The following is a 12659-nucleotide window of genomic DNA, read 5'->3' as shown; positions in this document are numbered from 1 at the left end:
GAGAAAACTATTTGCTTGTTTCTTAGTCTTACGTCTAAAAAAATTATCTTTGATAAAATTCAAATAAAATAAATGAACGACAACATCATCCTCATTATTGCCATATTAATTGCAGCTGCCATTGGTGCGTATTTAGGTATGCTATTTACTAAACTAAAAAGTAAAAGTGAAAAAAGTACTTTAGAAGAACGAAATGCCAATTTACAGCAACAGTTTAATGATTTTAAACAGTTTTCGGAAACTGAAAACCAAAAACAAAACCAGAATTTCGAAAATAAAATAGAAGAGTTAAAAACATCGCTTTCTAAAATTGAAACCGAACGTGAAGACATTAGGCGTGAAAAAGATTTTTTAAGTACTGAGTTAACGAGAAGAAATTCAGAATATGAAAATCTTCAAAAGCTTAATTTAAAAAGAGATGAAGAGTTAGAAGAACGCCAAAAGCAACTGCGTACAGATTTTGAAAATTTAGCAAATAAAATTCTAGATGCTAAATCTGAAAAATTCACACTTCAGAATAAAGAAAACATAAAGAATATATTAAATCCGCTACAAGAGAAAATACAAATTTTCGAAAAGAAAGTGGACGATACACACAAAGAAAACTTTGGTTTACATTCTGCTTTAAAAACCCAGTTAGAAGGTTTAAAAGAGCTTAACCAACAAATGACAAAAGAAGCCACTAACCTTACCAAAGCCTTAAAAGGAGACAATAAAATGCAAGGTAATTGGGGAGAACTTGTTTTAGAACGCGTGCTTGAAAAATCTGGCTTAGAAAAAGATAGAGAATATTACGTACAACAAAGTTTCACACGAGAAGATGGCACAAGAGTACTGCCAGATGTTGTGTTGCATTTACCTAACAATAAACGCATGATTATAGATAGTAAAGTATCTTTAATTGATTACGAGCGTTTTGTAAATGCCGAAATGGAAGATAGAAGTCAACATTTAAAAGCACACATAAACTCTATTAAAAAACATGTAGAGCAGCTTTCAGCTAAAAATTATCAAGATTTGTATGATATAGATTCTCCAGATTTTGTATTGCTTTTTATCCCAATAGAACCTGCATTTGCAATTGCAATAAACGAAGACAACTCACTTTACAATAAAGCCTTCGAGCGTAATATTGTTATTGTAACACCTTCTACTCTACTAGCCACTTTACGTACTATTGATACCATGTGGAATAACGAAAAGCAACAACAAAATGCCATAGAAATTGCGCGTCAAGCTGGAGCTTTATACGATAAGTTTGAAGGATTAGTATCTGATTTGACTGGTGTTGGAAAAAAAATAGATGCTGCAAAAACAGATTATACTGCTGCTATGAATAAATTAGTAGATGGTCGTGGAAACCTAATTAGGAGTGTCGAAAAAATTAAAAAATTAGGAGCAAAAGCAAAAAAGTCTTTACCAGAAGCATTTATTAAACGTGCAACAGACCAAGAATAAACACATAAAAAACTAACTTACTCTAATATATATTTTATGAAATTTTTAATTAAAACCTTTATCGTTATATTACTACTAATAGCTGGCTATTTTGCCTTTGTCTATTTTGTAACTTACAGTGAAGGCGTTAGAGCTGGAGAATTAGTTAAGTTTAGTAAAAAAGGTGTATTGTTTAAAACCTGGGAAGGCGAAATTAGCCAAGGTGTTAGTGAAGCACAAATATTTAAATTCTCTGTAGAAGATGGAGAAACACAAGTAATTGAAGATTTAAACAAATACCAAGGTCGTTTAGTAAAGTTAAGTTATTTTGAACGTTATAAAACCTTATTTTGGTTAGGAGACACACATTATTTTGTAACTAAAGTAGAGCTTAACACAACAGAAAACCCATAAAATTATGCCTAATTATAAAACCGTAGATGGTTCACGCATCTCCATATCTGAATTAATGTTACCATCGCATTCAAATTTTAGTGGAAAAGTTCACGGTGGTTATATATTAAGCTTAATGGACCAAATAGCATTTGCTTGTGCCAGTAAACACTCTAAAACCTATTGCGTAACGGCATCTGTAGATACTGTAGATTTTTTAAACCCAATAGAGGTTGGCGAGTTGGTTACTATGAAAGCTTCTGTTAATTATGTTGGTAGAACTTCTATGGTTGTTGGTATTCGTGTTGAAGCAGAAAATATACAAACAGGAGCCAAAAAACACTGTAACTCTTCTTATTTTACAATGGTTGCAAAAGATGAAAACGGAAAATCTGTTGAAGTTCCTGGTTTAATTTTAAACGATAAAACCGAAGTGAAACGCTATTTAAAAGCCATTAAACGAAATGAAACTAAAAGAACCAGGCAAGCAGAGTTTAATGACCAAAATTTTTCGCATCACCATTATTTAGATCAATTAAAAGATTTAAAAGTTAAAATAGAATTACCTGATAATTATTAATAAAAAAAGAGCTTTAAATTTAAAGCTCTTTTTTTATTGTATGTTTTAAACTAGAGTTTTACAAAACGCTTAGTTAATTTTACATCTTGATTTTGTGATGCTAATCGTACCAAATACATACCACTTTTCCATTTAGAAATATCTATTGTAGTTTGTAAACCACTTAAATTTTCATTTAATACTCTTTTGCCAAGAACATCAAAAACTTCCAAACTTAAGCTTTCATCACTTAAAGTGGGAATATTAATATTCATTTCATTATTTCCTGGATTTGGAAAAATTGAAAACTTTGTTGGTGAATCAAATTGTTGAGTTCCTAAAGAGCCTTCAGAAACAACTGTTATTGTTCCAAACATATTTGTTGAGTGTGGTTGACAAACAAAATCTGTTGTACCAACACTTGTAAATGTATGAGAAAAATTTACACCTGGTGTACTAGTTGGAGCTCCACTGTTAAAGGTTTCGGTTCCTCCTGTAGAAGCAACATTGTGAGTACCTGAAGCATACCAATTCCACTCTACCGTATCTCCTACTTCTATAGTTCTATTTGTATTTGCATTTCCTGATGCAGTTGGATCTGATCCAAAACTCCAATCTATAGTGATTGTTTCGACTTGTGCAGATAAGCTTAATGATAAACTTATGCATAAAATAAAGAGTAATTTTTTCATCATATAAGTAGATTTATTTAAAAGTACAAAAAAAATCGACACTCATAGAAAAAAATAAATAAAAAAAGAGGTACAGATTAAAAAAATAAAAACCTGTACCTCAATAATTTATAATTAAAAATAAAATATTACTTACTCAAATACATTTTACGTCTTGAGTATAAATTGTAAAATTCATCGTCTTTTAAATCATCAATAAATAAGATGCTTTCTCCAGTACTCTTCATTTCTGGACCTAATTTTTTATTTACATTATGAAACTTATTGAAAGAAAATACTGGTTGCTTAATAGCATAACCGTTTAACTTTGGATTAAAGTTAAAATCTGTAACCTTCTTCTCACCTAGCATCACTTTAGTTGCATAGTTTACATAAGGTTCTCCATAAGCTTTTGCTATAAACGGAACCGTTCTTGAGGCTCTTGGATTGGCTTCAATTATATAAACCTTATCATCTTTAACAGCAAACTGTATGTTTATTAAACCTACTGTATTTAATGCTAAAGCAATTTTTTTAGTATGATCTTTAATTTGTTGCATTACTAAATCTCCTAAGTTAAAAGGAGGTAGTAAAGAGTTACTATCACCAGAGTGAATACCGCAAGGCTCAATATGCTCCATAATACCAATTATATACACATTTTCACCATCGCAAATAGCATCTGCTTCAGCTTCTATTGCACCATCTAGATAATGATCTAAAAGTAATTGGTTTCCTGGCATACGACTTAACAAGTCTACTACATGCTTTTCAAGTTCTTCTTTATTAATAACAATCTTCATACCTTGACCTCCAAGTACGTAAGATGGTCTAACTAATATTGGAAAATCTAAAACATCTGCAATTGCAGAAGCTTCGTCTGCTGTTGTAGCAATATCAAATTCTGGATAAGGAATTTCTAATTCTTTTAATAACGTAGAAAAACGACCTCTATCTTCGGCTAAATCTAAAGCTTCAAAACTAGTTCCTAATATTTTTACACCATAACGCTCTAGCTTTTCGGCTAATTTTAAAGCCGTTTGTCCACCAAGTTGTACTATGACACCTTCTGGCTTTTCGTGTTTAATAATATCGTAAATATGTTCCCAGAATACTGGTTCGAAATATAATTTATCTGCTGTATCAAAATCTGTAGAAACTGTTTCTGGATTACAGTTAATCATGATGGTTTCATAACCGCATTCTGCTGCAGCTAAAACACCGTGAACACAACAATAATCGAACTCGATACCTTGACCAATACGGTTTGGACCAGAACCTAAAACTATTACTTTTTTCTTGTCTGTAACTATACTTTCGTTATCTGCTTGACGTACACCATCTGCTGTTTCAACATCGTTTTCAAATGTTGAGTAATAGTAAGGTGTTTTTGCTTCAAACTCTGCTGCACAAGTATCTACTAATTTATAAACACGGTTAATATTTAATTCTTCTCGCTTATTATAAACTTCACTTTCAAGGCAACCTAGCATGTGTGCTATTTGTCTATCTCCATATCCTTTTTGTTTCGCTTCAAGTAATAAATCCTTTTGTATAGTGTCTATTGTAAAGGTTGAGATTTCTTTTTCAATGAAATATAACTCTTCATATTGCTTTAAAAACCACATATCAATTTTTGTGATTTCATGAATACGACTTAATGGAATTCCCATTTGTATGGCATCATATATAGCAAATACACGATCCCAACTTGCATGTGTTAATTTATCTATAATTTGGTCGTAATTTTTATAACCTTTTCCATCTGCACCTAAACCATTACGTTTAATTTCAAGCGATTGTGTTGCTTTGTGTAAGGCTTCTTGGAAACTACGTCCAATTCCCATAACTTCTCCAACAGATTTCATTTGTAAACCTAAAGTTCTGTCTGATCCTTCAAATTTATCAAAATTCCAACGAGGAATTTTTACAATTACATAATCTAAAGTTGGCTCGAATAAAGCAGATGTAGATTTTGTAATTTGGTTTTCTAGTTCATCTAAATGATAACCTAAAGCTAATTTAGCAGCTACTTTTGCAATTGGATAACCTGTTGCTTTACTTGCTAATGCAGATGAACGTGATACACGAGGATTAATCTCGATAGCAATAATGTCTTCTTTCTCGTCTGGACTTACAGCAAATTGTACGTTACAACCACCTGCAAAATCTCCAATATTACGCATCATATGTATTGCCATATCACGCATTTTTTGGTATGTTTTATCACTTAATGTCATTGCTGGAGCAACAGTAATAGAGTCTCCTGTATGAATTCCAATAGGATCCATATTTTCAATAGCACAAATAATAACAACATTGTCGTTAGAGTCTCTAAGAAGCTCTAACTCATATTCTTTCCATCCAATTAAGGCTTTATCAATCATGACTTCATGGATTGGAGAAATCTCTAAACCACGTGTTAAAAGTTCATCAAAATCTTCTTCTTTATAAACAAAAGAAGCTCCTGCTCCACCTAAAGTAAATGAGGCTCTAATAATTAATGGGAAACCAAACTCTTGTGCAATTTCTTTACCTTTTAAATACGAAGTGGCTGTTGCTTGTGGTGCCATTGGGATACCAATATCAAGCATTAATTCTCTAAACTTCTCTCTATCTTCGGTAATATTTATGGCATCGATATTAACACCAATAATTTCTACATCAAAATCCTTCCAGATTCCTTTTTCATCTGCTTCAATACACAAATTAAGTGCAGTTTGTCCTCCCATAGTAGGTAAAACAGCATCAATTTGCGGATGTTTTTTAAGGATTTCTATTAGTGATTTTGTAGTTAGAGGTAACAAGTAAACATGATCTGCCATTGAAGGATCTGTCATGATAGTTGCAGGATTAGAATTGATTAGTATGGTTTCAATTCCATCTTCTCTAAGTGAACGTAATGCTTGTGTTCCAGAGTAATCAAACTCACAAGCTTGACCAATAACAATAGGACCTGAGCCTATAATTAGTATTGATTTTAATTTAGAATTTTTTGGCATTTTAATAGTTGAATTGTGTGGTGCAAAAATAGTAAAACTTGAATATAAAAAAAGGCGTTACACCTAAGTAACGCCTCCAAAATATTAACAATTGTTAATCATTATTTTTTATGTCTAGTTTCAGATGAAACAGATAATTTCTTTCTTCCTTTAGCACGACGACGCGCTAATACCTTTCTACCGTTAGCAGAAGCCATTCTTTCTCTAAAACCATGTTTATTTCTTCTCTTTCTCTTTGATGGCTGAAACGTTCTTTTTGGCATTGTCTTATGTTTTAAATCTGAATTGTAATTATTTTAATGTTTTAGTCTTCTCTAAAACTGAGCGCAAATATACAACGACTTTTTAATTTCACAAACCTTATTTTAAAATTTTTTCTTTAGAATTGATTTTATCTAAAAATTAAAGCTATTTATAATAAAATTAGGCTTAGCGAAAGTACAAAACAGTTTTTTTACACAGCATATTTAATAAAAATTGAGTTTCTTTGCAGTCTAATTTAACAAAATGAACGCCAATTTACATGAGGCGATAATTAAAAATAATATAAAATGTATAATAAAGTATTTAAATTAATAATAGCTGGTTTAATTTTAGCTACTGCTGTATGGCAATTTATTGAAGGTAACATTGGTAATGGCATTATGCTTATTTTCTTAGCTTTAATTTTTGTGTTTTTATATTTTAAAAATGAAATGATTTTACTGGCTTTTTTAAGGTTAAGAAAACAAGATTTTCCTGGTGCTCAAAAATGGTTAAATAAAATTTCTAATCCTGAAGCTGCTTTGGTAACTAAACAACAAGGATATTATAATTATTTACAAGGTATTATGGTATCTCAAACCGATATGAATAAAGCTGAAAAGTTTTTTAAAAAAGCGGTTGCTCTTGGTTTAAGTATGGACCAGGATATGGCAATGGCAAAACTAAACTTAGCTGGTATTGCTTTCTCTAAACGCAGAAAACAAGAAGCAACAATACTTATTAATGAAGCTCAAAAACTAGACAAGCAAGGCATGCTTAAGGAGCAAATTAAAGAAATGAAAGCTAATATGAAACGTGCACAAGGCGCTCCAAACCAACATTTTGGTCAAGGCGGAAGTATGCGTGCACAACGTAGAGCTTCAAGAAGATAATAAGGAATTCTAGTAAATAAAAAAGGCTCACGTTTGTGAGCCTTTTTTTATTTAAAACTATTTGCTAAAAAACATTTTTACTGCAACTATTACTAATAGTACACTAAAAATCTTTTTTAATAATGTTTCGTTTATAGAAATAGCTATTTTGGTTCCAAAATATCCTCCCAAAACAAAGCAAACTGCTATTATAAGGGCGTACTTAAAATTAATTGGGTTGTCTCCAGTAGTATGATAAGTATATGCTGCTAAAAAAGTAACAGGAACTGCCAAAACGGCTAAACTTGTACCTTGTGCTTGATGTTGTGTATACCCTAATGCAAAAACCATTAACGGCACCATAATTACACCTCCACCAACACCAAACATACCGCTAAAAACTCCAGCTAAAAGGCCAACAATTATTAATATAAGTATTATTTGTAAATCCATTTTTGTTTTCATCTTTTTATTTTTCGCGCTTGCGATATTATTCTAATTTATTTTATAGTAAAGGTGCCCAAAGTTTACAAAAAGCTTCTTTTAACTTTTCGATTTTAGGCCTATGTTCCCATTTTTCGGGATTCATTTCTTCTGCATCTTTTAAATCTTCCATAAAAATAGATTTCAGTTCTTTACTTCTTTCTTTATGATATATAATTGCATTAATTTCAAAGTTAATATTAAAACTTCTATAATCTGTATTTGCTGTTCCTATTGTAGAGAATACATCGTCAATAACCATTGTTTTTGCATGAATAAAACCTTTTGTATAACGATATACTTTTATGTTTGCATTAAATAAACGCTGTAAATATGAATTAGTAGCATATTTGGCTATTTTAGAATCACTCTCATCTGGTATTAAAACTCTTACATCTATACCGCTTCGTGAGGCTATTTGTAAGGCCATAATAATTTCGTCGTTTGGAATAAAGTATGGCGTAGTTAAATATATATAATCGTCTGCCGATGATATTGCACTAAACATAGCATCCATAATATTTGCCCAATCTGTATCTGGACCACTGGCTGCAATTTGTACTGCTACATCGTCATCACAAGGTTTATTAGGAAAATATTCTTTTGAAATGTTTTCAATTTTAGAATTTGACACAAACTGCCAATTGGTTAAAAATTGGACTTGTAGAGTTATTACAGCTTCGCCTTCTACTCTAATGCTTGTATCTCTCCAATAAAAATCTCTATCTGCTTTATTTACATAGTTGTCTGATACATTTATACCGCCAACATAGCCTACCAAACCATCAATTATTGCTATTTTTCTATGGTTTCGGTAGTTCATTCTACCTGTAAATTTTGGAAAAAGCACTGGCATAAACGAGAAAAACTCCACGCCACAATTTTTTAATTTGTGTTTCATCTTACGCGAAATATCTGCTCCAACATCATCTACACTTAAACGTACTTCTATTCCTTCTTTAGCTTTTTTACATAAAATATTTAATAATTGTGAGCCTATTTTATCATCTTTAACAATATAGTATTCTACATGTATGTGATGCTTTGCTTTTTCTAAATCCTGAAATAATTTTTTAAATTTTATTTCACCATTTTTTAAAATTTCAACTTTATTACATCGCGTTAATGGTGCTTTATCACTTTTTTGAAGCAGTTTTACAAGTCTTACTTTATCGTTTAAAAAATCATCTTCAAGCTCATCTAATTCTTGTTTGGTTTTTTCTAAATCTTCATTTAATTCTTTTATTATGCTTTGGTTTAAAATGTTTTTTCGGTTAAACATTTTATTTTTTCGGTATTCCTGGCCAAACAAATAATAAATTAATAATCCTAAAAACGGAAAAAACACTAACGTAATAATATACGTTAGTGTTTTTGTTGGGTTTATGTTTCGTAATAATATTGTAATTACTGCAGAGATTGCCAGTAGGTAGTTAACTCCAATAATTATTGCAAACCAATTGTTTTTAAAAAACTCTATCATCTAAGGTTGTGTCTCATAATAACCTTTTTCAGGAATGTCTATAAAGTATTGCTTTCTAGAGGCGTTATTAAGTTTACTTTCTCTTAACCATGGATTATGGATTTTTAAAATTTTATAATTAATGCCAAATTGTTTAGCAAAAGATGCAAAATCTTTTACTACCGTATCAACAGGTACTTGGTAGGTTGGTATATTAGAATACAGATCTTTACTTCTAAAGTTAAACCCATATTTACTTGGGTTAGATAAAATTTCTTTTAGCGCTATAATTCTAAATACATAACGTCCTGTTTCTTCTCCTAAAAGTAAATCGTAATAGTTTTTTACTTGTTGTGCTTCTAAACGTTTTGATATACCGTAATTTCCTGCATTGTATGCAGCTGCAGCATTAGTCCAAGATCCTAAACGCTCTTTAGATTTTTTTAAATAATCGCAAGCTACTTGTGTTGCTTTCTCTAAATGGTAACGCTCATCTACATTACTGTTTACCTCTAGGCCATTTTCTCTTCCTGTAGTTTTCATTATTTGCCAAAAGCCACTTGCTCCTGCTGGAGATTTTGCATTTGTTAAACCACTTTCTATTACTGCTAGGTATTTAAAATCGTCTGGTATCCCATTTTTTGCTAAAATAGGCTCTATAATAGGAAAGTATTTTTGAGCACGTTTAAACATTAATAAACCATTAGATTGCCAATAGGTATTTACTAAAAGTTCTTTATCCATACGTTCTAAAATATCTGGATTTTCTAATGGTACAGGTTCGCCAGCAAAATCTAAGTAATCTGGAACTTGTAAGGCATAAACATTATAATCGTTTATTATTTTCTTTTGTAAATTTTCATCTGTTGGTGCTTCTTGAAAAGCATTTATAAATAAAGCAGCTAAGCAAATTAAGCCTATTCCTGCTAGTATTTTTTGAACATGTTTCATCATCATTTTCTTTTTTTATAAAATTAAAATAATTTAATGAATTACAGTTAATATTATTCTAAAATTAATTTAGGTAAATTCTTGTTAAACCACTTATACTTATCGATAATCATTATATGTGTTCCGTTTTTTATGGTAATACATTCACCTAAATATTGGTGTGGAAAAACAATATCTTTTTCTCCATGAATATGGATAGCTTGTTCTATTACTTTTTCTTGACTCCAGTTAATTATTTGCTCTATAGACCAATCTAGATAATACTTATCGTTAACCGATAGGTATTTTTTATAAAGTTCTATTCTTCTTTTAATTAAATTTCTAAAAGCAAATTTTGCTAATAAGTCTAAATTTCCAGCTAGTTGCGTTGGTAGTAATTTATAGGCTTTTGTTGCTTTTAAAACTTTAAATCGTTTTGGTAATTCGTGTTTAGTTTTCACACTAGATACTACAAAAAGTTTTCTCACTTTTATATGTTTACTCATCTCCTGAACTAAAATACCTCCAAATGAAACACCTAATAAAACAACATTTTCATGTTTAATTTTTTGGGTCATACGTAAAGCATAATCACTAAGCGTTTCGTTTTTAAAAGGAATTTCCCAGGATAATGGATGTAATTTAAATATATTCTCGTCTAATGAAAGATTATCAAAAATTGATGGATTAGCCGCCATTCCTGGCATTAAATAAACATGTATTACTTCTTGAATCATAAGGTTTTAACAATAATTAGAAACTTAATGACGTTTAATTGTCGTACTTTTGTAAAGTGTAAAGCTATAAAATAGTTGGCACTATTTTTGAATCCCTTAGAATAAATTAAAACCCATAAATTATGATTGATGCTGCCGAGTTAGTTGACAATGAATTTCAACGTCAATTTGAGATTAAGACCGAAGATCATTTTGCTAAAATTGAATATTCTCTTCAAGAACGAAAAATTTTTTTAACAAAACTTATAATTCCTGAAGCGATAAATGATGAAAATTTTACGAGTGATTTTTTAAAAATTGTATTTCAACATATTGAGGAGCGTAATTTAAGTATTGTTCCTACTAGTCCAGAAATTGCAAAGTTTATACGACGCAATAGACAGTATAAAAAATTACTTCCTGTTGGTTTAAGAATTTAATTAAGAAAAAAGCCGAAACAAATGTTTCGGCTTTTTTTTATACTAATACGTTTTCAAATTCAAAACGCACTAAACCATCATCATCAATCTTGGTTAAATTAACTTGATGTATTGTGTTTACTAATTCTGGATTCCAAGGCGCTTTTACCTTTACATAGTTTTCTGTAAAACCGTGTATATAACCTTCTTTATTTTCACCTTCAAATAAAACACTTCGTGAAGTTCCTATTTGTTTTTCGTAGTAAGCACGACGCTTTTTAGCACTTAAGCCACGTAACATTTTACTTCGCTTGCTTCTTATATTTTTTGGCACTACGTTTTTAAAACTTGCTGCCTCTGTATTATCTCTTTCAGAGTATGTAAAAACATGTAAATAAGAAATATCTAAAGTGTTTAAAAAATTATAAGTTTCTAAAAAGTGCTCATCTGTTTCTCCTGGAAAGCCAACAATAACATCTACTCCAATACATGCATGTGGCATAACTTCTTTAATTTTTGCAACGCGATCTACATACAATTCTCGCATGTAACGACGTTTCATTAATTTTAAAATATCGTTATGACCGCTTTGTAAAGGAATATGAAAATGTGGTACAAATGCTCTAGATTTACTTACCACTTCTATGGTTTCGTTTTTTAATAAATTTGGCTCTATAGACGAGATACGTAAACGCTCTATTCCTTCTACTTTATCTAAAGCTTCTACGAGTTCTAAAAAGGTATGCTCGTGTTTTTTATTTCCAAATTCACCTTTACCATAATCGCCAATATTTACACCAGTTAGTACTATTTCTTTTATACCTTTTGCTGAAATTTCTTTAGCATTATTAAGTACATTGTCTAACTTATCACTTCTTGAAATTCCTCTTGCTAATGGAATAGTACAGTATGTACATTTATAATCACAACCATCTTGTACTTTTAAAAACGCTCGTGTTCTATCGCCTATTGAGTAACTACCAACATAAAAATCTGCATCATTAATATCGCAAGAGTGTACTTCTCCAAAATCGTTTTTTGTAAGATCGTTAAGGTAATCTGTAATTTTAAATTTTTCGGTTGCGCCTAATACCAAATCTACACCATTAACATCTGCTAATTCTTCTGGCTTTAATTGCGCATAACAACCAACTGCTGCCACAAAAGCTTCAGGATTTGCTTTTTGAGCTTGTTTTACTATAGTTTTAAAACGTTTGTCGGCATTTTCTGTAACAGAACATGTGTTAATAACATAAATATCTGCTGTTTCATTAAATTCAACACGGCTAAATCCTTCTTCTTTAAAACTTCTAGCAATAGTAGATGTTTCAGAAAAATTTAGCTTACAGCCTAAAGTGTAAAATGCGACTTTTTTATTCATTTTATAGTTTTATCTTTTCCTTACAGAAAGAAATCTCATTATATTTACCAATTAACTCTCTTTTAAAAGGAAGCGCAAATTTACAACTAAA

The 12659-nt window shown here is 30.6% G+C and carries 13 protein-coding genes; 5 read left to right on the top strand and 8 right to left on the bottom strand.

All coding sequences use genetic code 11. The features are described 5' to 3' along the window. Nucleotides 1–72: 72 nt before the first annotated feature. Genes rmuC through LACAL_RS10110 form a run of 3 tightly spaced genes read left to right on the top strand, consistent with a single transcriptional unit; the run spans nucleotide 73 to nucleotide 2410 of the window. Entirely contained in the window at nucleotides 73–1458 is a 1386-nt protein-coding gene (gene rmuC / locus LACAL_RS10120; protein ID WP_013870634.1) for a DNA recombination protein RmuC, read from the top strand. Between the two features lie 36 nt (nucleotides 1459–1494). Next, nucleotides 1495–1851, top strand: coding sequence for a hypothetical protein (locus tag LACAL_RS10115; RefSeq protein ID WP_013870633.1), 357 nt, complete (start codon nucleotides 1495–1497; stop codon nucleotides 1849–1851). Between the two features lie 4 nt (nucleotides 1852–1855). Next, nucleotides 1856–2410: an acyl-CoA thioesterase gene (locus tag LACAL_RS10110; protein WP_013870632.1), complete on the top strand. Its 555-nt coding sequence runs from the start codon at nucleotides 1856–1858 to the stop codon at nucleotides 2408–2410. Between the two features lie 50 nt (nucleotides 2411–2460). Here LACAL_RS10110 and LACAL_RS15045 read toward each other — a convergent pair whose 3' ends face one another. The 3 genes from LACAL_RS15045 to rpmH form a co-directional block, all read right to left on the bottom strand. Beyond that, nucleotides 2461–3084, bottom strand: a complete 624-nt coding sequence (locus LACAL_RS15045) for a T9SS type A sorting domain-containing protein (RefSeq protein WP_013870631.1) — start codon at nucleotides 3082–3084, stop codon at nucleotides 2461–2463. Between the two features lie 125 nt (nucleotides 3085–3209). Further along, nucleotides 3210–6062, bottom strand: coding sequence for a carbamoyl-phosphate synthase large subunit (gene carB / locus LACAL_RS10100; protein ID WP_013870630.1), 2853 nt, complete (start codon nucleotides 6060–6062; stop codon nucleotides 3210–3212). Between the two features lie 101 nt (nucleotides 6063–6163). Continuing rightward, the gene (gene rpmH, locus LACAL_RS10095) at nucleotides 6164–6325 is read right to left on the bottom strand and encodes a 50S ribosomal protein L34 (protein ID WP_013870629.1); all 162 of its coding nucleotides are present in this window, start codon (nucleotides 6323–6325) and stop codon (nucleotides 6164–6166) included. A 288-nt stretch (nucleotides 6326–6613) separates the two neighbouring features. Here rpmH and LACAL_RS10090 point away from each other — a divergent pair, with 288 nt between their 5' ends. After that, nucleotides 6614–7198 carry a hypothetical protein gene (locus LACAL_RS10090; protein ID WP_013870628.1) on the top strand — a complete coding sequence of 195 codons (585 nt, stop codon included), beginning with the start codon at nucleotides 6614–6616 and terminating at the stop codon, nucleotides 7196–7198. 57 nt (nucleotides 7199–7255) lie between these two features. On the opposite strand, the gene LACAL_RS10085 is transcribed toward LACAL_RS10090, so the two are convergent. The 4 genes from LACAL_RS10085 to LACAL_RS10070 are packed head-to-tail and all read right to left on the bottom strand — an operon-like array spanning nucleotide 7256 to nucleotide 10789. Then, entirely contained in the window at nucleotides 7256–7642 is a 387-nt protein-coding gene (locus LACAL_RS10085; RefSeq protein ID WP_013870627.1) for a sulfite exporter TauE/SafE family protein, read from the bottom strand. 40 nt (nucleotides 7643–7682) lie between these two features. Further along, nucleotides 7683–9143, bottom strand: coding sequence for a cardiolipin synthase (gene cls, locus LACAL_RS10080; RefSeq protein ID WP_013870626.1), 1461 nt, complete (start codon nucleotides 9141–9143; stop codon nucleotides 7683–7685). Continuing rightward, nucleotides 9144–10073, bottom strand: coding sequence for a lytic transglycosylase domain-containing protein (locus LACAL_RS10075; protein WP_041301464.1), 930 nt, complete (start codon nucleotides 10071–10073; stop codon nucleotides 9144–9146). A 53-nt stretch (nucleotides 10074–10126) separates the two neighbouring features. Further along, a complete protein-coding gene (locus LACAL_RS10070) occupies nucleotides 10127–10789 on the bottom strand; it encodes an alpha/beta hydrolase (protein ID WP_013870624.1) in 663 nt (220 codons plus the stop codon). A 122-nt stretch (nucleotides 10790–10911) separates the two neighbouring features. On the opposite strand from LACAL_RS10070, the gene LACAL_RS10065 reads away from it, so the two are divergent. Then, nucleotides 10912–11208, top strand: a complete 297-nt coding sequence (locus LACAL_RS10065; protein WP_013870623.1) for an N-acetyltransferase — start codon at nucleotides 10912–10914, stop codon at nucleotides 11206–11208. Between the two features lie 37 nt (nucleotides 11209–11245). On the opposite strand, the gene mtaB is transcribed toward LACAL_RS10065, so the two are convergent. After that, complete coding sequence (gene mtaB / locus LACAL_RS10060; protein ID WP_013870622.1) at nucleotides 11246–12568, bottom strand: tRNA (N(6)-L-threonylcarbamoyladenosine(37)-C(2))-methylthiotransferase MtaB; 1323 nt, start codon at nucleotides 12566–12568, stop codon at nucleotides 11246–11248. Nucleotides 12569–12659: the final 91 nt, after the last annotated feature.

This window comes from Lacinutrix sp. 5H-3-7-4, assembly GCF_000211855.2.
In the GTDB taxonomy this organism is placed as follows: domain Bacteria; phylum Bacteroidota; class Bacteroidia; order Flavobacteriales; family Flavobacteriaceae; genus Lacinutrix.
The sequence above is the reverse complement of the archived record's forward strand: the minus strand, read 5'-3'. Positions and strand labels throughout refer to the sequence as shown.